Below are 25,876 nucleotides of genomic sequence, written 5' to 3'. Positions count from 1 at the left end.
AATCTAACCTATTTTTGCTTAATTCTGTAAATTCACAATCTGTTCGGTTTAAAGTAGTGTATAAATATAGTAAACTAAGATGTACGGATATGTATGTTAGGGATGATATGGATGCAGGGTAGTTTTTTAGAGGTTGTTGTACTTTCGCTTCTGCTTGTAACGTTGGGGTGGATGAGTTTTTGGCGTAATGGACGTTCCATTCATGGGCCGTTACGTTTTTTTTATATAACAATTTTTATACTAATCTCTATGCTTGCTGCGTTGCAGTTTGCTAGGTGGTATACGTTTCGAGAGAGTGTTGATTTTCTCCTATTTGTCTTGATACTGGCTTCGTTGATTGTTCTCTCCTTTAGATGGAGAGAGAACGTCTCTTGGAGCGAGGAGATGAATAAGATAGATGAGCGTTATCAACAGTTAATCGAAAATACCCCGAGTCCCATTTTCATTGAGGTGGATGGAAAGATTACCTTTGTGAATGCTGCGGGAATCAGGCTGCTTGGGGCAAATAACAATTATGATATTATTGGAAAACGTGTAGACTCTTTTCTTAAACGTAGTGATAAACAAGGAGAGTCTTATTCCGATGGAGATAGAACGTGGCGCTTTTCCGAAGAGTTGGTATATAAAAGAAACGGATGTGCGATTGTTGAATTGTTTGTAAGAGATATTGTGTATCAAGGCGTTCCTGGTGTGAAATATGTGATGAACGATATTTCCGAGGAGCGGGAGACGGAGCAGAAGCTGGAGGCTTTTTTCACAAATGCAGCGGATCCAATGTTTATTATGGATTTGAATCAAAATATTGTGCAGATGAATCCTGCTTTTGGAAATTTTCTTGGACATGAGGAGAAGGAATTAAAAGGACAACCTGCTTACATCTGGTTCGATGTAGAGAAGTCTGCTGCTGAGGATATTTTCAATCAGATTGTAACGGGTTCGGTTATGCGCGGGATGGATACGAGTGTGAAGAGAGATGATGGATCGGTTGTGCCGGTAAGCGTCACGCTTTCACCGATCCGGAACCGGGATAATCAAGTTACGATGGTTTCGGTTGTAATACGAGATATGACGGTGCAGAAGAAATATGAGCTGGCTTTACAGGAAAGTGAAAATCGTCACCGAATTATCGCCGAGCATTCTAGCGATTATACGATAATGATTACACCATCTTTGGTTACTACATATGTTTCCCCGTCGATTACAGGCGTATTGGGTTATACGCCGATGGAATCGATGTCCATGTCGTTCTTTTCCTTGATTCATTCGGAGGATCTTTCTTTAGTGCGAGAGAAAATGGATGATGTCTTGCTTAAAAGGGAGTCGGTTCTTCTTGAATATCGAATTCTTAGTAAGCAACAAATATGGGTATGGCTCGAAGTTCGAATCATTCCGGCAGTAGATGAACAGCAAAATTTAGATTACATTATTATATTATCGAAGGATATTCGGGAACGTAAATCGTATGAGGAACATTTGAAAAGTATGGCATTTATTGACGGATTAACCGGGATTGCGAATCGTCGTTCCTTTTCGCATCAGATCCAGCGTTATCTAAAGAGTGAAACAACATTTGCCCTTTTCTATTTGGATTTTGATCATTTTAAATGGATTAATGATACATTTTCCCATGAATATGGCGATCTGTTTTTGAAAGAGGTTGCCCAACGGTTGCAAATGGTCACTCGCAATAATGATTTTGCTGCACGTCTTGGCGGAGATGAATTCGCGTTACTTCTTCCTAATTTGCGGGTGGAAGAAGTAGAAGTGATTGCGAAGCGAATTGTACTTGCCTTTCAAGGTCCGATTATATTTCAAGATAATTCGATTGTTTCTACCGTTTCGCTTGGAATATCTATGTTCCCGTGTGATGGAATGACAGAAGATGAACTTCTGCGCCATGCCGATTCTGCCTTGTATTATGTGAAAGCGAAGTCCGGTAATAATTATCACTTCTATAATCACAGTGATAAGATCAATCGAAGAAAGAAACTGGGTATGGATTTGCCCATGGCTATAGAAAACCGGGAATTTATGCTTGTATATCAGCCACAATTAGATTTATATGATGGCTCGATTTTAGGTATGGAAGCCTATATGCGTTGGCAGCATCCTGAATATGGTCTCATTACTTGGCTTGAACTAACGTCTCTTGCAGAAGAAGAAGGGCTTATAGCAGATACAACGCTTTGGATGTTACAAGAAGCGATGCAAAAAATTCATTCGTGGAATGATACCTTTCACTTAAAAATGAAACTAGCTGTACGGTTGTCCCCTCAGTTACTTAATAGTAGCTTGTTTACCGAGAAAGTAATACAACTGTTGCAGGATATGCAGTTTGCGGCAGGTCAACTTATCGTTGAAGTGACAGAGGAAGCTTTAATTAATAGCCCAGATATGGGAATGGCATTTTTAACTGCCATGAAACGCTGCGGTGTTATGGTAGCTCTTGAAAACTTTGGAACGGATTTTTGCTCTCTTTGTAATATGGTACAATTACCAATTCAGTTACTGAAATATAATAAGAGTTATATTTATAATATTAAACGGAACCTAGCGAATAAGAAGCTTCTCGATTCTGTTGCTGATCTAGGAAATAGCTTAGGAATTTCTGTCTTGGCTGAAGGAGTGGAAGAGCAGGAGCAATGTTCTTTTCTTACGCGAATAAACGGTGAGAATGTGCGAGGATTCTACTATAGTAATCCATTGTCCCCTTGTGAGGTAGAAAAATGGATGAAGCAGCATTTGCATGAAAAAGAATTGGTCTAATAAAAAGGAAGCCCATCAATGTGAAGATGGGCTTCTTTTCTTCTATACTTATGCTAGTTGTGCTATAAATGCTTTTGCCACGCTTATGGTTGATTGCGGATTTTGGCCGGTAATTAGCTTTCCGTCAACTTCGACGTGATCAGACCAGTTTGGCTCGGCGACGAAGGAACCGCCTAGCTCACGGAGCTTGGATTCGAGTAAAAACGGCATATATTTATCAAGAGTTGTGGCAACTTCCTCTTCATTTGTGAAGGCAGTCATTCGTTTGCCTTTGACAAGAGGTTGTCCGTTTGCGAGCACGCCGCCTACTAAGGCTGCTGGGCCGTGACATACAGCTGCGATGATTTTATCTTGATTTGCAAAATCAGTTAGTAGTTTGTGAATATGTTCGTTTTCTGGGAAGTCAAACATTGTACCGTGACCACCTGGAAAGAAAATGCCGATGAATTCATCTGCACCCTTTATATTAGAAAGAGGAAGGGTGTTAGTTAGTAATGTGCCAGCTTTTTGATCTTCTTCGGGAACGTCCCCTTGTAAGCTGCGTGGATCAATTTGGGATTCGCCGCCTTTTGGGCTTGCAACAGTTACGTCATATCCATTTTTCGTAAATTCTAAATATGCTTCGGAAAATTCTGTTAACCATATACCAGCTAGTTCACCGTTCTTCATTGTATAACCATTTGTAACGACCATCAGGATTTTGTTGCTCATAGAATAGTCCTCCTTTGTACTTGTATGTACAACTGTTATTGTAAGGAATATTTTTCTAAATCTCAAATTATGTGTTTGGGCTTGTTGTAATAAAGTAAAATTAGAGCAAAGGTGTATGAACATGAGGCGAGGGAACGGTTATTGTGTTGCTTTCTTTTCTTATTATAGGTGTTGGTGCTTCGTTTCAACAAAAGTTTGTGCGGGCAGAGCGATGTATAAGAGGCCACTGTATCAAGTTGATTGCACACTTTTTCCAGTGTAATCGGCTTAATTCTACAAAAAATGTCTGAACAAATGAGGAAATGAGTGAATTTGATGAGAGGAACATTTGTCTTATTAATGAAATAGCATATTTACGTGTGAGATCTCGGTTCAATCCACAACGACGCATTGATTTAATCTTAAAATCCTGAGTTTAATCACGAAAAGACTCTATTTAATCACGAAATCCTGAATTTAATCTCGAAACTATCACATTTAATCTCGAAAACGTTATATTCGTGAAAAAACGACAAATTTCGCCAGGCTTTCTGCCACGTCCTCCGACTCGCCACCCCCCCAAAGCAAAAACCCCCCGCAATCCCTGCGGGGGGCAAATCGATAAGATGTAGGTTTTATTTTAATTTATCATATACATCATTTTTATTTACCATAGACACGAAGCCTTTTGATTGGCTAAAAGATTGAGATGCTGTGTTAGGAGCAACTGTAAATACTTTTAGCGTACTCTTTTGGCTTTGGAAGTACTTAATCCAGTTTTGGCTCCATGCATCCTTTGCAATTACTTTACTGTTAAAGTCTTCCCATAGTACTGCATCGATGTATGGTAACGATGTAGTTTTTATTGTGTCAAAGCCCCAGTTTTGCATAAGAAGTAAGCTTGGATATTTGGCTTTCATTTCTTTTAATAATGCAACATAGCCGCCGCGAATCTTTGTTTGGTCGATTGGTTTGTCATAGAAATAATCATCAATGTCACCAACTGTGTCTAAGAAGACACCATCTAATCCTTTTTGAGCGACTTGTTCATTTACTTTTGTTAATATAACGCTTCTGTAATGAGCGTTCGTGATATCCATAATATATGTATTCCACTGAGGGATCTGCATTTTACTACCATTATAATAGTAGTAATCAGAATCAGTAACTTTAGCTTTATTTTGAGCTTCTAGTTCCATAACGCTCACATAGCCAAGTACCTTTGTTCCAGATTTTTTTAACTGTGTTATTTGATCCTTTGTAAATGCGTATGGTTCAATGACAACTGTGCTATAGGTGGAGAGCTTTTGAATTGCTTTTGCATTTGCTGCTCCGTAATAGATCGTAAAATTCTTTGTTTTTAATAGAGGGTTGCCGCTGCTAGCGCATGCAGCAACGCTTGGTATGATAAATAATGCGAACAATGCCAGGAATGAAACAAAACGTTTAATAGCCATATTATATTCTCCTCCACTACGATTTTTCTCTTAAATAGAAAATTACGGCAGCACAGCCATCTTAGCTTCTCGCCTTAGATCTGTTGCTTTGCGTCCTTACTTTTCAGTAAGTTTGCTATTAAGAGGTCTTGCACGTTTATGGTTTTATTATACTAGTGCTGGGACAAGATTCAACCAGATATATGTGAAAACTTAGTTAACTTGCAGGGCTTTGTAGCCATTTTTATTATGAGATTGCCAGTTCCATGAGTCTTTGCACATGTCTTCTAATGTGCGTGTAGTTTGCCACCCAAGTACGCGGTTGGCTTTAGAAGGGTCCGCAACGCAGATTGCAATATCCCCGGGACGGCGGTTTGTAATGCGGTATGGAATTGGTTTTCCACAAATTTTTTCGAAGGCTTGTACCATTTCGAGTACGCTGTAGCCAGTTCCCGTTCCAAGATTAAAGGCTTCCGTTCCTGTATGCTCACGAATGTAATCCAATGCCTTCACATGACCGATAGATAGATCGACAACGTGGATGTAGTCGCGTACGCCTGTGCCATCCTTTGTTGGATAGTCATTGCCAAAGACGCTGAGCTCCTTTAATTTACCGACCGCTATTTGCGTAACATACGGCATGAGATTGTTTGGAAGGCCGTTTGGATCTTCGCCGATTCGACCGCTTTCGTGCGCTCCGAACGGGTTGAAATAGCGGAGAAGGGCGATGCTCCAGCTTGGATCGGATACTGCTAAATCCTGAAGAATTTGTTCAATCATTAGCTTCGTTTGTCCGTACGGATTGGTTGCAGATAGCGGAAAGTCCTCTGTAATCGGAGACGTTTCGGGAACGCCATATACCGTTGCAGATGAGCTAAATACGAGTTGTTTTACGTTATATTTGTTCATGACATCACATAGAATGAGAGTGCTTGTTATATTGTTATAGTAGTAAGAGAGAGGCTTGCTTACGGATTCTCCGACCGCTTTGAAGCCGGCAAAGTGAATGACGGCGTCGATTTGATTTTCACGGAAAATGGTGTCCACCGCTTCTCGGTTCAGCAAATCTTCTTCGTAGAAGGGGAAGGATTTTCCTGTAATTTCTTGCACGCGGGTAATAGCTTCTACCGAACTATTGGATAAGTTATCGATGACGACAATCTCATATTGGTTGTTTAGTAGCTCTACACAAGTATGACTTCCTATGTATCCTGCTCCGCCTGTTACTAAGATTGCCATAAAAATCTCCTCCAGTAGTCCTAATTTAGTTTATTTAATCGATTTGCAAGATTCGTAAAGAATACGCGGCGTTTCGTTTGTACATTTGACTGGCAAAATGTGTGGTAATCGATATCCTGAACGTAGTTAAATAGTCTTGCAAAGGCATATAAGAACGCGATACCAGAACCGGCGACAAAGCCAATCCCATATCCATTATAGCCTAATGGAAGCAAAAGGATAGAGAAAATTAAATTTCCAAAGAAAAAAATGGCAGACGTTCGATAGGCTCCTTTGCGATCTTCAAAGTAGAGCATCAAAAGGGTCAAAACGAGAACCATTCCGTTTGAAAAGGCGCCGAGTGTCGTTAGTTGAAAGATCGAGAACGTTCGTAACGAAAGGCTTGCCTGTGACAAATAAATCCACACACTAAATACGACGAGTATGGATACGATGCCTTGGTTTCGCAGCAGGCGGTATACCTCTTGGCGTAGTACGAGATTCATGGAATCCTTTAATGCTAGAATTTGTTTTAGCGTCCCGCCACTATTGACGGCTCCGTAATATTTTTTATACCGTTCATAGAATCTTGTTTCGACCGATACGACGAAGATGACGTACGTCGGAAGAATCGTTAAATAGGCCCAGAATACTGCTGTATCATAAATAGGGTGATACAGAAAGCTCCCCGCTACTACCTCGCGTCCTTCCCCGAACCAAATGGTGAAATTGCATACCCAAATGCCGATATTGTATAGAAGGCCGGACCAAAACAATTCCGGAAAGCGATCGATATACGACAGAAATGTATACGGCGTTTTGACTTTTCCCGTCGGAAACATCCGCAGCATGACAACGCTAAGCCAGAGTAAAGTAACAAACATTCCAATCGCAAAGCTAGTAAGTAGCAAAAAGGCATAGCCATGTAGAAAGGAAACGGTAAGATGGGAAAAGGAAAGCCAAAGGACGCCCGCAATAAATACGAGAGACCCGCTTAGGAATGCATAGGCAATCGATTGATAATCCTTTGCTGCTGTTAAATAAATCGACTGAATCCAAATAATATTTAACGAGAAAAAGAGAAACAAGAGCATGAATTTATAATAGAGCACAAGCGGTGTAGAAAGGGCGAATATGAGCCAGATAATAAAGGCGAGCACGGATACAATGCGAATCATCCCAATGAAGGAGGGATAGATGTCGTCTACTTTTTGTTCATACAGAAGATCGGCTACGTATCTCGTCACGATGAGCTGCAGTCCCCCGTATACGATAAGGGAAAAAATAAAGCAGTATGACAGCGAGATGCTAAAGAGTTTTTGCTCCTCTGTCGGAATAGTGTGAAACAGGCTAAGTAAATACCGCGTTCCGGTGATGGTTAAGATTAAAATGAGCCAAGGACCAGCGGTAACAAAGAGTGAAAATCCATAGGCTTTCACGCGCGAGGAAAAATAGTCCTCTTGAAAGAGCTTTTGCAAGCGAAATCCTATTCCTGCCATGTTTGTCCCCCCCTTTTGTTGTATAGCTTGCGGTAGTTATCGATAACATCGACGAGTTGATATTGCTTTTCGATTCGTCTTCTGCCATTGTCTCCAAACTCTTGAATGCTTTCTGGATGATGATAGTACCATTCCATATAGGATGCGACCTGTTCCGGAGAAACAGGTGGTACGATAAAGCCGCACTGACCTTCCTTATCGCCTTCCATTCCAAATACGAGCTCCTTGCACGAGCCGACATCGGTGGCAATCCACGGAATTCCTGCGGCCATTCCTTCTAGCATTGCAAGAGGCTGACCCTCCGATACGCTCGTTAAAACGAGGATATCTGTTTTTGTTAAATATTCTTTAATATCGACGCGTCCCGTCATAATAACCTTGTCCTCCAATTGAAGTTGCTTGATGAGGTCACGGCATTCCTGCGCATATTCCGGCTCTTCAGCATCTGGACCCATGAGGTAAAAGATAAATGGAATCTTATGGTCGGAAACGAGCTTTGCCGCATAAATCATCGTCTTCAAGTCTTTAATCGGGACGACGCGAATAATCGCGGAAATTACAATTGTATCGGTAAAAACTTTAGGCTTTCTAAGCTCTGCATAGTCTTCGATGTTCACCCCGTTTGGAACGATGTGCAGCTTATGTACCGGAGCACCAAGCTCTTTTTGATAAAGACTGTTTCGTTCAAATAAGGTGATAATATCACTTGCCTGCTCGTATGCCTGCCGAGATAAATGATGGAAGAAATCGATCCAGCGATTTTTGTATTCAATAGGAATCCAGCTCGATTGCAGAATTTCCTCCTCCCGCTCGCGGGTGTAAATGCCGTGCTCGGTTAAGAGGTACGGAATATGAAGCTTATGACTAATCGCCGCTGCAAGCAGTCCGCCATAGCCGGTGGAAACGGCGTGTACGAGATCTAATTCAGGTAGCTTAATTTGTAAGATGCGGATAATCGGTGTAAACATCGAGCGCCACATCCAGAAATAATCGAGGAAGGAGCCGCTGCTTTCTTCATAAAAGTAACTTTCCTTCACAATCTGATAAAATGCTGGGCTTTCAAAGAAGGCATCTAGTGTTCCAATCTTGTTCGGGTTCGCAATAAGTTCAAGCGCCTGTGAATCTGCAGATTGGAACGTAAACCACTTTTGTAAAATGAGCACTTCTTCTTGTGTAAGCGATGGCTTGATCCGCTTTTCAGCCTCCTCGGAGAGTAGCGGGATGACGACGATTTCCGCTACATTATCCGGAATCGTATATTGATAGGTCTGGCCGGAGCTAATAGACGGAACAATCGCGAAAATGGTAAATTCATGTTCGGAAAATTGGGTCATGATCATTTGCACCCAGCTCGCCACGCCGCCGCTCACGTAAGGATAGCTTCCTTCAACAACAAGTCCAATTTTCATAGGTTATGCTCCTTTCACGACAAGCGTAGCTTCAGGCTTTGATAGTTTTACGCTGTACAGCTGATCTTGTAGTTTGGTAACAGAGCCAAAGGGAAAGGTTCCTGTATCTAGCTTCTTACCGTCCTCCAAGCGGATTACGACCGAAGAGGTGGCAGGCATTCCTTTGTATGCAAGATGAATGGCCGCATCCTCGTATGTTACAAGTACATCCCCTTTTTGATAGGCAGTTAGCGCTTCGGTCGCTTCGCTTTGTTTCATTGGCTGTATTTGTGGGTACCAGTTATGAACGTTTTGCACCATTTGGCGATACGAGCTGAATAATTCTGTCCAAGGTAGACCATGTGAGCGGTCGGTATCTAACACATCATCTGGATGGATGAAATGAGATACGATGCCGAAGTTTGCTGCCACATCGGCTAATGTAAAGTAATCCTCAGGCGTTATTTCATATCCACTCGTAATACGCGGGAAATTATAGAGACCGGGATGATCGGCATCCGGTCCAAATTCCTGGATGTAGCCGCCTTTTTTCTCATCTCCAATATACAAGGAAGAAATAGTTTTTAAATTTGGTGCGGCCGCAAATAGGGCATCTACCCCTGTTTTGTTTAAAGTATTGGATGGTGGAACGTACGTTTGTAATGTCTCGTTTGGAAAATAGTTATGCACGAGTTTCTGCAGCTGTGTAATGGAAGTTTGCATATTCTGTTTATTGTCCCATGGTTTATAACCAAGCTCGGGATCCTCAGGCTCGCCAGCGACAACGAGCGGCTGATGATTGTAGCCGTGTAGACCAATTTCCCCGCCTTTAGCAAGTAGTTCTCTCCCAAAGAGGAGATACGTATTTTTATCTGCATCGACGAACGATGTCAGCGGGGGCTTCACATTGTCTTCATACGTTTCAATGGCAACGCCGGTAAACTTAACTCCGAATTCATCGCTTAGACTTTTCATGTTTTTCCACCAGTTGTCTTTGTAGAAGGCTGTCGTCGATATGGATTCCTTTACGATATTCTTTGGCAGCTCGCCATCAGGAATAGGGGCCGGAAAATCATCGATGTACATCATCTGTGCGCCGAGCTGGGCAGAGGTGAATGCCGGAAATACGGTTCCGAGCGATTGGACAAATAAGCCTCTACCTAATTTGTCATTTAGTGCAGAGGTATTCCAGTACAGCACCTTTCCGTTTCCGAACGGATGGGTCCAAAGAATCGGAGTCTTCGAGGCGGTAGCCCAGGTTGTCGTTGTTTCTGGATCAATAAAGTAGTCAATCGAGCTATGCGTAAATAGCTCTGACGTATCAGAAATATCCGGATAGCCCGGAAATAGCTTCTTTTTGAATGTAAAGCCAGTTACTTCGGTAAAACCGTGTGAATCGATAATACCGAGCATCGGATACCAGGACGGATCGGTATCCATACGGTTTGCCATAATCAGTCTTCCGCCGCCCTCAACAAACTTTTGGATGTCATCCTTAGGCAGGTCAGAAGGGGTTTCACCAGCAAGGATGAGTCCTGTATACGGAGAAGGCTGGAGATTCTTAATTTCCTCGGCGGAAATCGTTTTGTAATGCACATGCGCATAGTCCATCGCTTTCTTAATGTTGGAGGAAACCAAGTCTCCGAGATGGTCATTCGTTTCTACAAGGACAAGATTGGTGGACTGTCCTTGCGGCGGCGTCTTCGAATCAAGTAGCTGCAGCCCGCTAGAGCTTGGTTTATGTACGGAAATCGTTCGGTACAAGGCATCCGAGCGGTATAGCGTAATAAGAAGCACGAAAACGCATAATAAGCCTCCCGCAATCAACATGACGACATTAGTGCTCTTGTTCAAGTATGGTTCCTCCTATCTGCTCTGCGAAAAGCTGGTATTGGTAGGGCAGGTTATTAATCATATTCCGCTTCGTTAATGTTTCGATAATATGAAACAGCTTCGTCCAGCTTTTTTGATCATAATAGATTTCGAGTAGACCAATATAGCCATAGCTTTCCTCGGGATGCATGTCCATTGTGTGGAAAAATTGCTCCTCTGCCTCATAATATTTTCCGCTAATCATAAGCAGCTTCCCATATACATACATAAAGGTAGGTACATTTTCAAATAAATCCATAAAACGATCAAAAATCGGTGTACATTCATCGAGCAATTCTGCGATTTGCCGCGGAGAAAGGAGCTCACTTTCCAAATACCGCAGATAAAGAGATGCCAATTGAAACGCAACGTCCTGCTGCGAGGTATCCTGGTTAAACTGTCCTTGTAAATAATCGATTTGCTTTCGGTAGCGGTCATGTAAGATATTGATCGTTGTAGCGGCGTAGTGAACGGTTTCCGGGTCCTTTTGAAGCAGGGCAGCTTTGAGTAGGTTTCCCTCTTTGGAAACAGGGGAAGCCCCGACCTGCACGATGAGCTGCTTTTGGATATCGGCGTGCTCAAGTTGCATCCCCGTAGAAAAAGAAGTAAGATCCATATCTTGCTTCGCTGCTACATAAATATCTTCATAGTTTTGTACATGAAAGGATATATAATCGGAGTATTCATGAAGCCAGCTGCTATTCATTTGTTTCGGGCGTAGAAGTAAGAGAATAAGAGAGGCGAGCAGCCCGATAATCGGAAAGACGAGGGATAGAAGCCAGCCGTAGTCGAGAATTCCCTCTTTTTCCTTCATAATCCCTTTGTTCAAAAAGAGAAATAATTTTGTGACAAGGAAACAATAGATAACATAAAGTACAATCCAAATCATTCCCTCACCGCCAGTTCATCGTCAATCGCTCTAGCCACACGTTCCTTAACCTTTGGCAAATACTGCTCCTCCGTTCCCGGTAAAAGTACCATGATGACTTGCGTATTGGCGTTGTAACCAACAATATCAATGTCGCGCAGTTGCTTGCGTAATACGCTATTTACCGTAACTAACTGATGCCGCGGAATTTGCAGTTCAAAGTAGGAATATGGATATTCCAATTCCTCATACCGCTCTTTCTCTATTTCAAGCAAATGCTCAAATTCTGCTAGATAGTAAATATTCGTTCCAGGGAAGACGCGGTTCGATTGATCAGCAAGCCATAGCTCTTCTGCATAGTCAAGACGGTCCCCGAGAAGACGAAGATACCAAGTGAAGAGCTCGAATTGCTGCGAGGTAACCTTCGTAAAATCGATTTCATCTAAAAAAACAAGATATTGTATCTTTTCTTGTACCACAACGGGTCCAATTAATGTAGGGGCATACTTCGTATCAGATTTCGAGCGGTATAAAGGTTTATTTTCAGCTAGCACCTGTTTAATGACTGGAGTCGCAGTATCGGTAAAAATGGACTGCAGAAAGGTTGTATTTCCCCGCTCGGAACAAAGCTTCATTCGCAGCGATTTTTTATCGTCATCAACCGTATAGATGGCGATTTTTTGTGTGCCGAAATATTCTTTTAGTACATTCATCGCTTCATTCATGACAACCTCTGGATGGGTATGATTGAGAACCTTGAACATCGTAAACATCGTAGCCATATGATTGTTTGATTCGAGCACACGCGCCTTTAACGTGATTCTCGTTTCGTTCAGTTGTTGAATCGTGTGCTTAAACTGCTCATTTTCTTTTTGCAATTCATCATTCACCATATGTACATCCTCATAGCGTTCCTTTTGTGATGTACTAGTTAGTCCGATAACAGTACCAATCAACAACAAAAATGCCCATTGAAACCATTGTGATGCGGAAAAGAAGTAGAGGAGAAGATCGTCCCCACGGACTTTTCCGATGAGCAGACTATACAAAAATAATTCAACAAACGTAAAAAAAGCGATGTAAATCCCATACTGCACCGAAAATATTGCCATAATAAATAGAAGAGCAAAATATTCATAGGCCTGTGAGGGGAAATGGAAAAATACTGAAAGGGTAAATAGCAACAATATACTTAAAGTAGGTTCTATTAATTTGCGAACTAGATTTGTTTGACGATAATACATACATGCCTCCCCCTAACGTATGATGTGAAAATATGGTATTTTTTATTTTACCTGAATTACTCATAGCTTCTCCATTTTGTGATAAGTAAAGATTATCATCCATTCATGAACAAAATCTGAACACTACATTATTTATAAAATGGTAATTTTTATTATATTCGTAAACTTTTTACTTATAAGGAGTAAAGGTTTGGAAAAGACTATCCAACCTAATTATAAGGAGTTTTTTCGTATGTTTACAGATTTGAATCACCGAAAATACCTAAATAAAAAATATTAATTTCATTGTGATGACTTGACAAATAAAATTTATGTTATTGTATTGTAACTGTTACAGAAAAGTGAGTTCTTCAGAAATTGGAAATGATCTCTTATGCGCGAAAAGTCATAAATCGAATTAATTTTACAAATTCCGTACGTTTCCATTAGAAATTTACTTTCTTTTTGTTATACTGTTGTATGTGCAGGAATCGTATATGATAAATATGCTGAAAAAGTAGAGTTCGTATGTAACAAGAACGTTTGACAACGTTTCTTATTAATAGTAAAACAAGAACAGACAACTTCCACGTTAGGAGGAAAACGTCATCGATAATAATTCATTCAAGCGATTAGATTTTTCATTAATATTCATTGTTATTGCATTTTGCGTGCTTAGTATTATTTTCATCCATAGTAGTCAGCAGACTGGTCAATATGGAAATCAAGACTTTGCGATGAAGCAAGGGATTAACTATATTGTGGGCTTTATCTTAATGTTTGCCGTAGCACGTTTCGATTCGGATCAAATTTTAAAATTAGCTTGGCCACTCTATGGTATCGGGTTTGCCTCTATTCTATTATTAAAAGTTATGCCTAATAGCATAGCACCAACGATACTCGGAGCAAAGCGGTGGTTTAGCATTCCGTTAATCGGATCGATTCAGCCATCTGAATTTTTCAAAATTTCACTGCTTATTGTAGTTGCAAGCATTGCTATTAAGCATAATGAAATGTATTTCGAGCATACCGTTCAATCGGATTTATTGCTTATTGGCAAGATTGTACTCGTATCTTTGCCACCATCTATTTTCGTGTATATGCAGCCAGATACGGGGATGGTGTTCTTGTATCTTGGTGGGATTGTCAGCATCATCTTGCTTTCAGGTGTGAAGGCGAAATTGATGGCTTGGCTAACCGCCGTCCCGCTTGCTCTTGGCGGTTCGCTCATATTCATTTATTTGCAATATCCATATATTATTTTTCAAAAACTTATCCCGCTCTTAAAGCCGCATCAACAGGAACGGATTCTTGGCTGGCTAGCACCGTCACAATTCAGTGACCAAGGTTATCAAACGAGCCAAAGCTTACTAGCGGTTGGTAGTGGGGAGTTAATAGGCAAAGGAATCGGTAACGGAACTGTTTATATTCCGGAAAAACATACGGACTTTATCTTTGCGACTGTCGCAGAGGAAGGCGGATTCATCATCGCAAGCATCGTCATCTGTCTTTTCCTACTGCTTATTTACCGAATTATTTCCATCGCTCACAGCGCAGATACACCATTTGGCGCATACATCTGCGCTGGTTCAGCGGTCATGCTATCTTTGCAAATCTTCCAAAACATTGGCATGATTGTAGGTCTTATGCCAGTAAAAGGAATCTCCCTTCCGTTCTTAACATACGGAGGAAGCTCCTTATTTTCAAACATGATTTTAATTGGCATCTTCCTGTCGATACGGAAAAGCTACAGGAAATATATGTTCTCGGTTGACTAGAAAAAACGCCCTCGTATTATAGAGGACACTGAAAAGGGTATCACTCTCTTACATAAATAGAGAAGGATACCTTATTTCTTTTTCTAGCCAATGATGATAGACTCCTATACTCATAGATACTAGACAAGGTGTTTTGGTGACCGCTTTGAGAGAAAAAGAAGGTATGCGGTCTTCAAAGAGCTGCTTTAGTGACTGCTTTGAGAGAAAAGGAAGGTAGGCGGTAATCAAAGTCTTGTTTTGGTTACCGTATTGAGAGAAAAAGAAGGTAGCTGGTCTTCAAAGAGCTGTTTTAGTGACTGCTTTGAGAGAAAAAGAAAGTAGCCGGTCCTCAAAGCGCATCAAAGTAATCGTCTCTATAAAATGAGGGCGTATTTCTTTGTAAATATAGTAGATTCTTCTTTTTTCTCACGGATAATTCTTCCGTTTTTTAACAGAAAAACAAATAATCAAGAATTGCTTTTTACCTTCTTTCTGATAGACTGATGCTACAGACAACCACTATATAAAGGAGGAGTGTTTATGGCTGAAATTACTACTAAAGATTTGATGCGAGCGATATTGGACATGCACGACACGTTGAAGGATGTCCAGCAAGAGGTAAAAGAGTTGAGGCAAGAGGTAAAAGAGTTGAGACAAGAGGTAAATGAGTTGAGGCAAGAGCTGAAAGCTTAATCACTCTTTTTTATATAAAAAAACCTCGCAAGAGAAGCGAGGTTCCTACATAAGTTATCTACGCAATACTGCTTACCATTTTTATAAATTCTACGTCGGATAGAACCGTGATGCCATTTCGGCGAAGTAATGCTGCGGTTACACCTTCTCCTGCTTTTCTGATGTCAGTAAAACTGCCATCATGGATCATACTACTACCACAAGAAGGACTATTTTCTTTCAAAACGACACAAGCGGCTTGTTCGCGTTTGGCTACCTCTAATGCTTTTTGTGCTCCTATTATATAGCGGTTCGTTACGTCTTCACCCGATTTTGTAAGGACTGTGGCAACTCCATCTAGTACATCCGAACCAGACCCACCCACGATTTCTGCAGGCTCGCGCGGAGTAGAGAAACCACTTAGCATTTCAGGACAGACGAGAACTGCTTTTTTCTCTCTTACTAGATTTTCTATTTTGGAAACGAGATGGTGCGAACCATTATATCGACAGGCAATGCCTGCTAAACATGAACTCACGACAATCATTCTATGCATCTCCTACTATATAAGACTTGTCCTCTATTATAAAACAGATTGGGTTGTTGTGGCACAGAGATATTTTTTACAACAGTAAACCGTTTACAAGTGACAAAAAGGCGATTTGTGTTCATAAAAAATACATAAATATGACAAAAATAATACAAATATATAAAAATAGGAAACATATTGTAGTTTGATGGTATATTTTGTATAATTTGGGTGAGTATAAAATTTTTTGAAAAAGGGGATTCGAAGATGCAGACAGAGATGGTCCAAGCTCCGAGGAGAAAGCGCAAATGGATTATAATCGGAGTCACCTTACTCATCGTTCTTGTTGTAGCGATTAATATCGTAGTGGCGCAGGTGAAAAAGGGAAGCGTGCAAGCCGATTTGAAATTTGCAACCGCGACGGAACGAAGTATGAACAATATGAAACTAATTTCTGGTCGCATCATTCCAGGAAACATTGAAACGATCTATGTAGATGCAACAAAAGGGAAAGTAAAGGATACTTTTATAAAGGAAGGCGACGAGGTCAAAAAGGACCAGAAGCTCTTTTCCTACGATAGTCCAGAACTTGCTCTGCAAATTAAGCAGGCTGACCTTGATAACCAGATGAAGACTATGCGCTCGAAGCAAGCGTCAGATAAAATTGATTCGTTGAATCAGGATATCCAAAAGGCCAAGGATGCGAATGCGCCGTCCACCGTAATTCAGCCGCTAGAAGCACAAGTAGCAGATTTGGAGTCACAAATGAAAACGATCGATCTTGAAAAGCAAAAGAATGATCTGCAGCAGCAGGAATTGCAGAAAAAACAAGATGATTTAATTGTATATAGCAAAAACAACGGCATTGTGCAAAAGCTTGACCCGGATGCTTCGCAAGGGTCCGCGCAGCTTCAGCCTAAGGCGTTTATTCAAATTGCCTCTAAAGATCCATTCCAAATTCAAGGAACGTTAACGGAACTGCAAAAGTCGCAAATCCAGAAGGGACAAGCGATAACGATAACAGCGAAGGCGGTAGCGAATAAAACGTGGAAGGGCAAAATTATCGAAGTGAGCGAATATCCAACAACAGCAGATAGTGGACAATTGAGTACAACCGATACCACCCAGTCGCAAACTATATCGTATTATACCTATAAGGCTTCCCTTGAATCGCAAGACGGATTATCACCTGGCTATCACGTATCGATGCAAGTGAATATTTCGTCCCAAAAACTACTTTCAGTTCCGCGAAGCAGTATTGTAGAGGAAAATAATGAATCTTATGTATTTGTAAACGAAAACGGAAAGCTGAAAAAAACAAAGGTTACGACCGGTCTTAGTGATGGGGAATGGATGGAAGTTTCTCAAGGAGTAAAAGAAGGAGATAAGGTAGCAGAAAGTCCTTCATCCAAGCTGCAAGACGGAATGGATGTGAAGGCAAATTGATTAGCCTCAAGCACATTAATAAGACCTATAAGCAAGGAACTTTGGAAGTGCCGGTTTTGCATGATATTAATATCGACATTAACAGCGGCGAATTCGTGAGTATTATGGGGCCGTCTGGATCAGGAAAATCTACACTTATGAACATTATCGGCTGCCTTGATCGCAGAGCGGAAGGGGAATACATATTAAATGATGTAAATGTGTTAACAGCTGATGACACAGAACTTGCACTGATTCGCAACCGCTTTATCGGTTTCGTATTTCAACATTTTCATTTGTTACCGCGCTTAACAGCAGTTGAAAATGTCGAACTTACGCTTATTTACGGAGGCGTCAGTAAGAAGGAGCGACGTGAGCTAGCGCTGGAGGCGCTAGCTAAAGTTGGTCTTGCTGATCGCGTTAACTATTTGCCGAACCAGCTTTCTGGTGGACAAAAGCAGCGCGTGGCAATTGCGAGAAGTATTGCAAATCAGCCAAGCTTTATATTAGCGGACGAGCCGACCGGGGCACTTGATACAAAATCAGGTGCACAGGTCATGGATATTTTTACGCAGTTAAATAAGGAAGGAACGACCATCATCATGGTTACACACGAAGATGAGGTTGCCGCCTACTCCAAGCGCCGCATCATGCTACGCGATGGGAAAATTACGCAGGATCGGAGCGAATACAATGAGCTTACTCGATAGTATCAAAATAGCCCTGTCATCTATTCTAGCCCATAAGCTCCGCTCCGCTCTTACTATGCTTGGCATCATCATTGGCGTTGGTAGCATCATTACCGTAGTCGCAATTGGGCAAGGCGGCGAAGCGGCATTAAAGTCCCAAATTGCTGGTGGAGGAAATAATACGATTCAGCTCAATTTTAAGCCGGACACTGAGGATATTTTTGCGAATCCATTGGAGAAGCAGCCGACGTTCACGCAGGAGGATTTACTTCAGCTGAGCAAAATTCCAGAGGTCGCTTCGGTCATTACCGAAAACTCCTCCTTTGACCCAATTGAAGTCAATGATAAAAAAGTAAACGTGCAAATTTCAGGTATTACGAATGCTTATTTTACGGTGAACAAGCTCACTTTAGTGAAGGGCAGAATGTTAACTAGCAGCGATTTTTCACAAGCAAACAATGTCGTTGTGATTAACCAAAAGGCGTCTGATGATTTATATCAGAAGGAAAATCCAATTGGGAAAATTATGGAAATAAAAGGACAAACGTTTCAAATTGCCGGGGTTTATAAAACCGGCGATGATTTGTTTGGCCTCGGTCTTCCGCAAGCCATTATTCCGTTATCTATCTGGCCAGTTGTCTACGGAACCGACAATATTCAATCGGTAACGATCCAAGCAAAGGATGCATCGCAAATTGAAACGGCCGGAAAGAAAGCAGCGGACACCTTAAATGATCGCAAATCTAGTGATATAAAAGGAAAATATGAGGTGTTAAATCTCGTTGAAATTCAAAAGGGCATCTCAAAAGTAACCGGAATTATGACCGCTATTATTAGCGGAATCGCCGGTATTTCCCTTCTGGTAGGGGGGATTGGTGTTATGAATATTATGCTCGTATCGGTTACGGAGCGTACACGTGAAATCGGCATACGTAAGGCACTCGGTGCAACGAGAGGAAAAATTTTACTTCAGTTTTTAATAGAATCCATGATGCTCACCATGCTCGGCGGTGTGATTGGTATTGGACTTGGCGTAGGCGGAGCCTATATCGTATCAAGCTTTGCAAAATGGCCACCGCTTGTTTCCTGGCAAGTTGTTCTTGGCGGTGTACTCTTTAGCATGACGATCGGTATCGTCTTCGGCTTGATTCCAGCTAACAAAGCCGCAAAGCTCGACCCAATCGAAGCCTTGCGTTATGAATAGATAGGAAAAAATGAAGGAGCGTGCAAAATGGAACCTAACGTACCTATGGAAGAAGTAGTGCAAAAGCCATCTCTACTTGGAATGATCACATCACCGAGCGAACAATTTGAACGCATGAAGGGCAAAGTGAAAATCGCAGTTCCAATGATTGTACTTATCCTTTCGTCAGCCTTACTACTCGGCATTATTGCCTACTTCCAAACAAAAACGCCAGAATTTACGCAAAAGGTAACACCTGAAATAGCAGGCTATACTAGTATATTCGTAATCGTCGCAGCTGTTGTAGGCGGTATTATATCGATGCTCGTTTCCTATTTTGTAGGAGCCGCTGTCTATAAAATCATTGCCATGATCACAGGCAGCGACATTACCTACACAAAAATTTTAGCAATCACTGTATACGCAAGCGTAATCGGACTTATAGGAACACTTATTAACGTTCTGCTCATGCTTGTGATTGGCGGAACAGAAGTTTCGTACACAAGCTTAGCCCCGCTGTTCGAAAAGGGAACCGTTTTATACGCGCTAGGGAGTTCATTAAACATATTTACCATCTGGCAATACGCCATCATCGCCCTAGGATTCCAAGTAGCAGGCGAAATTCAAAAAAACAAAGCAATCACAATCGTCGTCACCCTTTTTGTATTAACTACGCTACTATCAGTTGGCATTGTATCACTTGGCTCATTAATAAGCTCAGCCATACCAAAGTAAAAATAGGCAACGGGAAACCCTCCAGCAAACGCTGGAGGGTTTTTCTTATGGGGTTTTTTTGGTGGATGGGGGATTGGATCGTATAAAGAAGAAATCGGCTTCAATTGGTCTCCAAATCCTACGAAAGAGGAGTTACCCAGTTTGAATATGCATACCAATCAAATTTTTCCGTTAAAAAATAAAATTGTAGTTTAAACGAGTGAATACTAATTGGAATTTTACATTTTACTTAGTTAAAATAGGATATTTCTAAATAGATTAAGAGATTTTCATCCATGAGAACTTTCCTTTTCTTCGGTATGGTGAAGGTACCGCGGAATAGAAGAGAAAAGGCGCGTCTTTTTTGGAAAGGGCGTTGGATGAAGCCACGTTCGTTTGAGGAAGCTGTGTTGTTATATGATCGTTTAATTAAGGGGCAAATTAAAAAATTGTATTTGTCTTACGATTTTGATGAGTTTTATCAATGTGGATTAATTGGATTGTGGAAGGCGTATACAAAGTTTGATGAGAAAAAGGGGAGCTTTGCGGCTTATGCTTTGTATACGGTACGGGGATATTTGCTCGTGCAGCTAAAGAGAGAAAGGCGCTATGTCGAGAATCACATGACTTGGGACCCGATTCTTAGCGAAATGGGAAGTGAGGAAATAAGCGAGACATTCACGCAGTATATGAACCTATTAAATAAAAAGGAACGGTACGTTATGGAGGAAAAATTGGGGCAAGCACGAAAGTTAACCGAAATCGCCCGAGACATGCACCTAACCTATGATCAAGTCCGCTACGTATACGCCCGTGCACTCGAAAAGTTACGTAAGGAGTACTTTAGAGAATGAGAATAACGGTGGGAAGCCGCGATAGAGAAGAAAAAGAAGGAGCAGGAACAAATAAAGGCGGAAAAGCCCTGTTTAACGGCGGCCCTGAAGGAAATAAAGGCGGAATTTCGGAATTTAACGGCGACCCGCCAGAATAGAGAGAAGAAAAAGAAGGAGCGGGAACAAATAAAGGCGGAATCCCCCCGTTTAACGGCGGCCCCGAAGGAAATAACGGCGAAACTTTCGAATGTAACGGCGGACCCGCCAGAATAGAGAGAAGAAAAAGAAGGAGTAGGAACAAATAAAGGCGGAATCCTCCCGTTTAACGGCGGCCTCGAAGGAAATAACGGCGGAACTTTCGAATGTAACGGCGACCCGCCAGAATAGAGAGAAGAAAAGAAGGAGCAGGAACAAATAAAGGCGGAATCCCCCCGTTTAACGGCGGTCCCAAAGGAAATAACGGCGGAACTTCCGCATGTAACGGCGGCCCCGCCAGCCGTACCAGAGTTAGAACCGGAGAGGACCAAAAGAAGAGAACGCCTACGACCAATATGAGTCGTAGGCGTTCTTCTATTAACGAAAATAAGGTAAGGGGTTGACCCCATTTGTTTTGTTTATATTCCACGGTCCTGTATGTAATTCAAAATGTAGGTGCTGACCGGTGGCGTCTCCGGTGCTTCCCATGTATCCGAGTAGTTGACCTTCGTAGACGGTGTCTCCTTCGTTTACGTAGCGGTTTCTCATGTGAGCGTATACGGTTGTGTACATTTGTCCGTTTATGGAATGGGTAAGAAAGACGACGTTTCCATAGCTGGTTGAGTAATAAGATCTGTTTACGGTTCCTGCTGCGGATGCATGTATTTGGACTGTTCCGGGCGTTGCAATATCAATGCCGTGGTGGAATCCGCCTGCTCTTGGTCCGTACCCACTTGTGATGGCTCCAGTGGTAGGAAAGCGAAAAATTGGTGATGGGGCAGCCTTGGCCGTGCTCCCAATAGGGGCTAGATAGGTTTTGCTGACATAACCGGTTTGATTGTTATAGGTTATTTTGCACCATCCATTGTTTTCAGATTCGACTTGAATGGTATCATCTTGCTGTAAACGGCCTAATATTGAGAAAGTAGTTCCTTCACCGCTTCGAACACGGAGTATATCTGCCGTTACCTGGTAGTTCGTATTGGATACTGTAATATATCGTTTGTTTACGTAGGCAGTTTGGTTGTTGTAGGAAATGGCGTACCAATTTCCGTTTTCTCCGGTTATCGTTACGTTACTTTGTCTTTGTAGTACATCCAAAATGGTGAAATTGGTGCTAGGACCTGTTCTTACATTTAGAAAGTCTACATTTACAGATCCATTAGTGTTACCACTAGCATGAACTTCCTCTGTAATGACAGGTAAACTTGCTAGTGCAATTGTAGAAGCTAAAATTGTTCGTGTGTCCAAAAACGTTCCCCCTAGTGTGAAAATTGCTAGTTTGATTGCTAGTATGTTAGTTAGTAGTAGCATAAAGCTAGTCAAATATATAACAAGATTGTATGAAAATACAAAAAAAGTGACTCGATGGATTGAGCCACTTCTCTACGTTTATGCCCTTCCTACTATTTTAAAATGATTTAAAATGTGGGCAGCTTTAAAGATCTGTTGTCTTGTTTTATAGATGCTTTCGTTCAGAAGGAGTTCATCGTTGTTATGGAATTGCAGGAGTGTTTGCTTGCCTTGACGTTTCATATCTTTTATATGTGCGTAGAAGTACCAGATGCAGTCCCACTTTTGTGAGGAACTAGAAGGGATGGCACATATGCCTTGCTCAAAACAGATGGGGACGGGAATATTATGCTTAAATGAAAGAAGTGTTTTGATTGCTTCCCGCTTTCCTTGAAAGCTAGTCCCTGTACGAAGACAAGCTTCATTTAGTAATTCCGTGCACGTTAAGGTGGAATAGAATATCCCACTTGTATCCCAAATCTTTGTTTTGTAATGGGAATGTGCGAAATGCTGCAACGCCATTGTATTTCCGGTAATGAAATGCTGGTTCACACTTCGTCCTCCTTTTAGCTTGGTTAATACCATTTTAAATGGGAAATATTCACTGTATATTAAAGGGATATGAATTTATTGGATATATTTGTAAATCTTTGTTTGAAAAGTAATATTTTATATAAAATTTGACGATTTTATGACAATAAATTAGTTGTATTTCCTAAATATTCTAGTATAATTAAAATATATTTAAATTCTATTATTTTACTATTTGGTTCTTTAAAAAGAACAGATGAGGATAAAGTTTTAACAGTATAAAAAAACCATAGTTTCAAGAATTGATTACTTTTGTATATTATTTCAAACATTGCTATTATAAATATGTAACGAAGGGAGAGGAGTGAATATGGTGAATGATAAGAAAAAACAAATGCTGTTTAATGTTATTGCAGCTGTAATTGTGGTTGCTGCAGTGATTGCTATTGTATTAGGAAACACGTATTTTAAACAAAAAGTACATTCAGATACAGTTAATGCTGCTCCTAGTTCAGTTCAGACACAATTGGTAATGTAAAGTAGGAAGTATTGCATGCTATGACATTATGAAATAGGTAGAAAAGTTGCAATGCCACTGAAGGATACGCTTGTTTTTGGTGATTTTGTAAGTAATGAGTAAACGACATTTTTTGCAGAATCCATTGACTCATGTGATATTCTTTCCTACCATAAAGATAATAGACTATGGGGGTGGATTTCTGGGTGAAGGATTTTCTACAAAAGAATGGGAAGATTGCTTTTTTTCTGATGCTTATTCGCATATATCTAGGTATTACTTGGATGCTACAGGGATCAGGAAAGATATCTAGTAAAACGTTTGATGCAACTGTATTTTTGAAGGGTGCCGTAGAGAAAGCGAAACTTACGGGTATGGATGCTGCGGTGCAAAATTGGTGGGCTTTTTTTGTAAAAACGTTCTTTTTACCGAACGTTGACGTGATTAACTACCTCGTTCCGGTTTCGGAATTATTTGTTGGGATTGCTTTAATCAGTGGCACGTTTACACGCCGTGCTTTGTATATTGCCCTTACTTTTAATTTTATGTATTTATTATCTGGATCTCTTATGATCAATCCACAAATGATTTTATTCTCTCTGTTTCTATTAAAAACCCGAGAGAATGCTGGTAGAATCGGCATCGACGGTTGGATTATTGGGAACGTCAAAAGAAGAATTCATAATTCCAATTCGATGTAAGCAGTTGCGCGTGGGCAGCTGCTTGTTTTATTTTTGGGGCTTCTTTCATATGTTTATTTTATAGGAAACATAGGAAGGGGTAGCTTATGATACGCAAATTGTTGTTCATCGCTTTGTTTCTAGCGGTTGTCTTTTATTTCGGAAGTAGCAATCCAACGCAAGAGAAATATGTTGCATGGGCTTCCCAGCAATTTGTGCAAAATAGCTCCTTTCATCAGTCGCTTGAAAAAACGGCTACAGAGGATCCAAGCAGTGTATGGGGCGAGCTGGCAAAGATGGGCAAGCAGCTCACGGAAAAGGTTGTACAACCGCAGATTGGTCATTTGCTTGCTATGTACACGACAAGAACGGATTATGCACTCTGGTCTGTATTCACTACTGAATACACCATTGCTGGAAAAACGTATACGTACGTCACACTCGGAATCGCGAATCAGTTCTTTCTGTTGTCTGCGCCGAAATGAAAAAAAGGAGCTGCCGAGGCAGCTCCTTTTCTATTAGGCTAGAATATTGACATCGTTAACCGTGCGTTCGATTAGACGTGCACCTTTCTTACGGGCATTCGTGCCAAGGTGGCGGAATACATCAGATGTTAAAATGGTATCCATTACTGCATTTACTTTTACCTTATCAACAGGCGTGGTTGGTTGATCGACTGTGAATGTTACGACTTTCCCGTCTTCTTTTAAAAATTGCAGTTCGAGAACGATCATGCGATTTCACCTCCTTTTCGTAGCTAAATCTCTTTTTACAGCTGGATTACATCTGCTGTACTAATTGTTTGTACGCCATCAAGTGGAAAACCTTGAAGTGATGCTAACGCCGTTGCAACTGTAAGCACCTTATCTGCCGGAGCGTCAACCTTCACGAACCGATACACCTTGTTCTTCATGATTGCCTTTCCGCTTGTGCTCGTTCCCGCATTTAATACTAAACGTACACTCGTATCTGAAACCGCTGCTTGTGCTGCCATTTGTATCACCTCCCTTCACTTAATAAATAAAGGGGAGGGAGGAAAAAGTGGGGAAGAAGAAGTAAAATTATTCGAATTATTCAAATTTTTATGCTATGATACATTCAAAATAAACCTATATGAAAAGAGGGTATACAATGAGTGTGAATCTTGTTCAAGAGTTATCTGCAGAAGTGAAGGAAAATCGTAAGTCTGTCAATGAGGTAAGTCCGCTGTTTTTAAATCGATGGTCCCCGCGTTCCTTTGCAGATCGTCCGGTTTCGGATGCTGATGTAAGCCGTGTGCTAGAGGCGGCGCACTGGGCAGCTTCTTCTTTTAATGATCAGCCGTGGCGATTTATCGTGGCAAAGTCAGAGGAAGACTTGAAGACGTTCCGTGAATTTTTAAATCCATTTAACTTGGCATGGGCTGACAAGGCTCCGGTGCTTTTGCTAATTGCATCTGATACGCTTCGTGAAAATGGCGATCCGAATCGTGCACATGCCTTTGATGCAGGGGCTGCCTGGGCAAATCTTGCGCTGCAAGCAACTATTCTTGGACTCAGCACCCACGCTATCGGCGGATTTGACCGGGAGCAAGCGCGTACAGCAACGAATTTGCCAGAATCGTACGAAGTTCATGCCGTCATTGCGATCGGATACCGCGGCGACAAAGAAGCCCTCGATGAACGACTACAAGAAAGAGAAGAGCCGAACACGAGAAAACCGCTAGAAGATGTTGTGTTTTACGGGAAAGTGGAGAAATAAGAAATAAGAGGTAGAAAGGAGCCTTCGCTTGTAACAAGCGGGGGCTTTTTTGCGGGCGAAGACGTGAGGATTGGAGACCGACTGAATATAGAGGGAAAGCTGAAACAGATATGATCCGAACGCCGGGGTTCGACTGAAAAAAGAGTAATCCCAAAACA

Annotated in this window: 26 protein-coding genes and 1 riboswitch; of the genes, 13 read left to right on the top strand and 13 right to left on the bottom strand. The window is 41.3% G+C overall.

Going from position 1 to position 25,876, the window contains the following annotated elements; translation table 11 throughout:
• Nucleotides 1-111 precede the first annotated feature (111 nt).
• Entirely contained in the window at nucleotides 112-2,766 is a 2,655-nt protein-coding gene (locus ACAN53_RS13100) for a sensor domain-containing protein (RefSeq protein ID WP_379970563.1), read from the top strand.
• A 48-nt stretch (nucleotides 2,767-2,814) separates the two neighbouring features.
• Here ACAN53_RS13100 and ACAN53_RS13095 read toward each other — a convergent pair whose 3' ends face one another.
• From ACAN53_RS13095 to ACAN53_RS13060, 8 genes are all read right to left on the bottom strand, one after another.
• Nucleotides 2,815-3,477, bottom strand: coding sequence for a type 1 glutamine amidotransferase domain-containing protein (locus tag ACAN53_RS13095; RefSeq protein ID WP_379970562.1), 663 nt, complete (start codon nucleotides 3,475-3,477; stop codon nucleotides 2,815-2,817).
• Between the two features lie 614 nt (nucleotides 3,478-4,091).
• Nucleotides 4,092-4,913 (bottom strand): endo alpha-1,4 polygalactosaminidase, encoded by an 822-nt coding sequence (locus ACAN53_RS13090; protein WP_379970561.1) that lies wholly within the window; start codon nucleotides 4,911-4,913, stop codon nucleotides 4,092-4,094.
• A gap of 43 nt (nucleotides 4,914-4,956) precedes the next feature.
• Nucleotides 4,957-5,040: riboswitch (cyclic di-GMP riboswitch) on the bottom strand.
• A gap of 65 nt (nucleotides 5,041-5,105) precedes the next feature.
• Complete coding sequence (gene galE / locus ACAN53_RS13085; protein WP_379970560.1) at nucleotides 5,106-6,131, bottom strand: UDP-glucose 4-epimerase GalE; 1,026 nt, start codon at nucleotides 6,129-6,131, stop codon at nucleotides 5,106-5,108.
• A gap of 20 nt (nucleotides 6,132-6,151) precedes the next feature.
• Nucleotides 6,152-7,609 carry an exopolysaccharide Pel transporter PelG gene (pelG, locus tag ACAN53_RS13080; protein WP_379970559.1) on the bottom strand — a complete coding sequence of 486 codons (1,458 nt, stop codon included), beginning with the start codon at nucleotides 7,607-7,609 and terminating at the stop codon, nucleotides 6,152-6,154.
• A complete protein-coding gene (gene pelF, locus ACAN53_RS13075) occupies nucleotides 7,597-9,018 on the bottom strand; it encodes a GT4 family glycosyltransferase PelF (RefSeq protein ID WP_379970558.1) in 1,422 nt (473 codons plus the stop codon). Before pelF ends, pelG begins: the two co-directional genes overlap by 13 nt.
• A gap of 3 nt (nucleotides 9,019-9,021) precedes the next feature.
• Nucleotides 9,022-10,851 (bottom strand): DUF2194 domain-containing protein, encoded by a 1,830-nt coding sequence (locus tag ACAN53_RS13070; protein WP_379970557.1) that lies wholly within the window; start codon nucleotides 10,849-10,851, stop codon nucleotides 9,022-9,024.
• A complete protein-coding gene (locus ACAN53_RS13065; protein ID WP_379970556.1) occupies nucleotides 10,835-11,758 on the bottom strand; it encodes a tetratricopeptide repeat protein in 924 nt (307 codons plus the stop codon). Before ACAN53_RS13065 ends, ACAN53_RS13070 begins: the two co-directional genes overlap by 17 nt.
• Nucleotides 11,755-12,981 carry a nucleoside-diphosphate sugar epimerase gene (locus ACAN53_RS13060; protein WP_379970555.1) on the bottom strand — a complete coding sequence of 409 codons (1,227 nt, stop codon included), beginning with the start codon at nucleotides 12,979-12,981 and terminating at the stop codon, nucleotides 11,755-11,757. The genes ACAN53_RS13065 and ACAN53_RS13060 overlap by 4 nt, the downstream gene beginning before the upstream one ends.
• Nucleotides 12,982-13,568: 587 nt before the next feature.
• Between ACAN53_RS13060 and ACAN53_RS13055 the strand changes: the two genes are divergently transcribed.
• Both ACAN53_RS13055 and ACAN53_RS13050 read left to right on the top strand, forming a co-directional pair.
• Entirely contained in the window at nucleotides 13,569-14,738 is a 1,170-nt protein-coding gene (locus ACAN53_RS13055) for an FtsW/RodA/SpoVE family cell cycle protein (protein ID WP_379970861.1), read from the top strand.
• Between the two features lie 519 nt (nucleotides 14,739-15,257).
• Complete coding sequence (locus ACAN53_RS13050; RefSeq protein ID WP_379970554.1) at nucleotides 15,258-15,410, top strand: hypothetical protein; 153 nt, start codon at nucleotides 15,258-15,260, stop codon at nucleotides 15,408-15,410.
• Nucleotides 15,411-15,468: 58 nt separating this feature from the next.
• Here ACAN53_RS13050 and ACAN53_RS13045 read toward each other — a convergent pair whose 3' ends face one another.
• Nucleotides 15,469-15,936 carry a 2-thiouracil desulfurase family protein gene (locus ACAN53_RS13045; protein ID WP_379970553.1) on the bottom strand — a complete coding sequence of 156 codons (468 nt, stop codon included), beginning with the start codon at nucleotides 15,934-15,936 and terminating at the stop codon, nucleotides 15,469-15,471.
• A gap of 249 nt (nucleotides 15,937-16,185) precedes the next feature.
• On the opposite strand from ACAN53_RS13045, the gene ACAN53_RS13040 reads away from it, so the two are divergent.
• The 6 genes from ACAN53_RS13040 (at nucleotide 16,186) to ACAN53_RS13015 (ending at nucleotide 20,920) form a co-directional block, all read left to right on the top strand.
• Nucleotides 16,186-17,364 carry an efflux RND transporter periplasmic adaptor subunit gene (locus tag ACAN53_RS13040; protein ID WP_379970552.1) on the top strand — a complete coding sequence of 393 codons (1,179 nt, stop codon included), beginning with the start codon at nucleotides 16,186-16,188 and terminating at the stop codon, nucleotides 17,362-17,364.
• Nucleotides 17,361-18,053: an ABC transporter ATP-binding protein gene (locus ACAN53_RS13035; RefSeq protein WP_379970551.1), complete on the top strand. Its 693-nt coding sequence runs from the start codon at nucleotides 17,361-17,363 to the stop codon at nucleotides 18,051-18,053. Before ACAN53_RS13040 ends, ACAN53_RS13035 begins: the two co-directional genes overlap by 4 nt.
• Nucleotides 18,037-19,236, top strand: a complete 1,200-nt coding sequence (locus ACAN53_RS13030; protein ID WP_379970550.1) for an ABC transporter permease — start codon at nucleotides 18,037-18,039, stop codon at nucleotides 19,234-19,236. Before ACAN53_RS13035 ends, ACAN53_RS13030 begins: the two co-directional genes overlap by 17 nt.
• A gap of 27 nt (nucleotides 19,237-19,263) precedes the next feature.
• Nucleotides 19,264-19,950 (top strand): YknW family membrane protein, encoded by a 687-nt coding sequence (gene yknW / locus ACAN53_RS13025; RefSeq protein ID WP_379970549.1) that lies wholly within the window; start codon nucleotides 19,264-19,266, stop codon nucleotides 19,948-19,950.
• A gap of 275 nt (nucleotides 19,951-20,225) precedes the next feature.
• On the top strand, nucleotides 20,226-20,783 hold the full coding sequence (locus tag ACAN53_RS13020; RefSeq protein ID WP_379970548.1) for a sigma-70 family RNA polymerase sigma factor: 558 nt from the start codon (nucleotides 20,226-20,228) through the stop codon (nucleotides 20,781-20,783).
• Complete coding sequence (locus ACAN53_RS13015; protein ID WP_379970547.1) at nucleotides 20,780-20,920, top strand: hypothetical protein; 141 nt, start codon at nucleotides 20,780-20,782, stop codon at nucleotides 20,918-20,920. Before ACAN53_RS13020 ends, ACAN53_RS13015 begins: the two co-directional genes overlap by 4 nt.
• Before the next feature lie 415 nt (nucleotides 20,921-21,335).
• On the opposite strand, the gene ACAN53_RS13010 is transcribed toward ACAN53_RS13015, so the two are convergent.
• Nucleotides 21,336-22,208 carry an SH3 domain-containing protein gene (locus ACAN53_RS13010; protein WP_379970546.1) on the bottom strand — a complete coding sequence of 291 codons (873 nt, stop codon included), beginning with the start codon at nucleotides 22,206-22,208 and terminating at the stop codon, nucleotides 21,336-21,338.
• 141 nt (nucleotides 22,209-22,349) lie between these two features.
• The gene (locus tag ACAN53_RS13005; RefSeq protein ID WP_379970545.1) at nucleotides 22,350-22,802 is read right to left on the bottom strand and encodes a competence protein ComK; all 453 of its coding nucleotides are present in this window, start codon (nucleotides 22,800-22,802) and stop codon (nucleotides 22,350-22,352) included.
• Between the two features lie 349 nt (nucleotides 22,803-23,151).
• Between ACAN53_RS13005 and ACAN53_RS13000 the strand changes: the two genes are divergently transcribed.
• The 3 genes from ACAN53_RS13000 to ACAN53_RS12990 all read left to right on the top strand — a co-directional run bounded on the left by ACAN53_RS13000 (nucleotide 23,152) and on the right by ACAN53_RS12990 (nucleotide 24,463).
• Nucleotides 23,152-23,319 (top strand): hypothetical protein, encoded by a 168-nt coding sequence (locus ACAN53_RS13000; RefSeq protein WP_379970543.1) that lies wholly within the window; start codon nucleotides 23,152-23,154, stop codon nucleotides 23,317-23,319.
• Between the two features lie 185 nt (nucleotides 23,320-23,504).
• Nucleotides 23,505-23,999, top strand: coding sequence for a DoxX family membrane protein (locus ACAN53_RS12995; RefSeq protein WP_379970542.1), 495 nt, complete (start codon nucleotides 23,505-23,507; stop codon nucleotides 23,997-23,999).
• An 86-nt stretch (nucleotides 24,000-24,085) separates the two neighbouring features.
• Nucleotides 24,086-24,463: a DUF4359 domain-containing protein gene (locus ACAN53_RS12990; protein ID WP_379970541.1), complete on the top strand. Its 378-nt coding sequence runs from the start codon at nucleotides 24,086-24,088 to the stop codon at nucleotides 24,461-24,463.
• 33 nt (nucleotides 24,464-24,496) lie between these two features.
• On the opposite strand, the gene ACAN53_RS12985 is transcribed toward ACAN53_RS12990, so the two are convergent.
• Together ACAN53_RS12985 and ACAN53_RS12980 are read right to left on the bottom strand one after the other, a co-directional pair.
• A complete protein-coding gene (locus tag ACAN53_RS12985; protein WP_379970540.1) occupies nucleotides 24,497-24,712 on the bottom strand; it encodes a DUF2922 domain-containing protein in 216 nt (71 codons plus the stop codon).
• Nucleotides 24,713-24,747: 35 nt separating this feature from the next.
• The gene (locus ACAN53_RS12980) at nucleotides 24,748-24,972 is read right to left on the bottom strand and encodes a DUF1659 domain-containing protein (RefSeq protein ID WP_379970539.1); all 225 of its coding nucleotides are present in this window, start codon (nucleotides 24,970-24,972) and stop codon (nucleotides 24,748-24,750) included.
• Between the two features lie 137 nt (nucleotides 24,973-25,109).
• On the opposite strand from ACAN53_RS12980, the gene ACAN53_RS12975 reads away from it, so the two are divergent.
• A complete protein-coding gene (locus tag ACAN53_RS12975) occupies nucleotides 25,110-25,718 on the top strand; it encodes a nitroreductase family protein (protein WP_379970538.1) in 609 nt (202 codons plus the stop codon).
• Nucleotides 25,719-25,876 lie beyond the last annotated feature (158 nt).

Source organism: Ectobacillus soli (assembly GCF_042610425.1).
Lineage (GTDB): Bacteria > Bacillota > Bacilli > Bacillales > Bacillaceae_G > Ectobacillus.
This window is presented reverse-complemented; position numbering and strand designations above follow the sequence as displayed.

Excerpts from the sequence above, each read along its gene's own strand:
- ACAN53_RS13100 (WP_379970563.1), top strand. The coding sequence starts at position 112 with ATGCAGGGTAGTTTTTTAGAGGTTGTTGTACTTTCGCTTCTGCTTGTA.
- ACAN53_RS13095 (WP_379970562.1), bottom strand. The coding sequence starts at position 3,477 with ATGAGCAACAAAATCCTGATGGTCGTTACAAATGGTTATACAATGAAG.
- ACAN53_RS13090 (WP_379970561.1), bottom strand. The coding sequence starts at position 4,913 with ATGGCTATTAAACGTTTTGTTTCATTCCTGGCATTGTTCGCATTATTT.
- galE (WP_379970560.1), bottom strand. The coding sequence starts at position 6,131 with ATGGCAATCTTAGTAACAGGCGGAGCAGGATACATAGGAAGTCATACT.
- pelG (WP_379970559.1), bottom strand. The coding sequence starts at position 7,609 with ATGGCAGGAATAGGATTTCGCTTGCAAAAGCTCTTTCAAGAGGACTAT.
- pelF (WP_379970558.1), bottom strand. The coding sequence starts at position 9,018 with ATGAAAATTGGACTTGTTGTTGAAGGAAGCTATCCTTACGTGAGCGGC.
- ACAN53_RS13065 (WP_379970556.1), bottom strand. The coding sequence starts at position 11,758 with ATGATTTGGATTGTACTTTATGTTATCTATTGTTTCCTTGTCACAAAA.
- ACAN53_RS13060 (WP_379970555.1), bottom strand. The coding sequence starts at position 12,981 with ATGTATTATCGTCAAACAAATCTAGTTCGCAAATTAATAGAACCTACT.
- ACAN53_RS13050 (WP_379970554.1), top strand. The coding sequence starts at position 15,258 with ATGGCTGAAATTACTACTAAAGATTTGATGCGAGCGATATTGGACATG.
- ACAN53_RS13045 (WP_379970553.1), bottom strand. The coding sequence starts at position 15,936 with ATGATTGTCGTGAGTTCATGTTTAGCAGGCATTGCCTGTCGATATAAT.
- ACAN53_RS13040 (WP_379970552.1), top strand. The coding sequence starts at position 16,186 with ATGCAGACAGAGATGGTCCAAGCTCCGAGGAGAAAGCGCAAATGGATT.
- ACAN53_RS13030 (WP_379970550.1), top strand. The coding sequence starts at position 18,037 with ATGAGCTTACTCGATAGTATCAAAATAGCCCTGTCATCTATTCTAGCC.
- yknW (WP_379970549.1), top strand. The coding sequence starts at position 19,264 with ATGGAACCTAACGTACCTATGGAAGAAGTAGTGCAAAAGCCATCTCTA.
- ACAN53_RS13020 (WP_379970548.1), top strand. The coding sequence starts at position 20,226 with ATGAGAACTTTCCTTTTCTTCGGTATGGTGAAGGTACCGCGGAATAGA.
- ACAN53_RS13015 (WP_379970547.1), top strand. The coding sequence starts at position 20,780 with ATGAGAATAACGGTGGGAAGCCGCGATAGAGAAGAAAAAGAAGGAGCA.
- ACAN53_RS13000 (WP_379970543.1), top strand. The coding sequence starts at position 23,152 with ATGGTGAATGATAAGAAAAAACAAATGCTGTTTAATGTTATTGCAGCT.
- ACAN53_RS12990 (WP_379970541.1), top strand. The coding sequence starts at position 24,086 with ATGATACGCAAATTGTTGTTCATCGCTTTGTTTCTAGCGGTTGTCTTT.
- ACAN53_RS12985 (WP_379970540.1), bottom strand. The coding sequence starts at position 24,712 with ATGATCGTTCTCGAACTGCAATTTTTAAAAGAAGACGGGAAAGTCGTA.
- ACAN53_RS12980 (WP_379970539.1), bottom strand. The coding sequence starts at position 24,972 with ATGGCAGCACAAGCAGCGGTTTCAGATACGAGTGTACGTTTAGTATTA.
- ACAN53_RS12975 (WP_379970538.1), top strand. The coding sequence starts at position 25,110 with ATGAGTGTGAATCTTGTTCAAGAGTTATCTGCAGAAGTGAAGGAAAAT.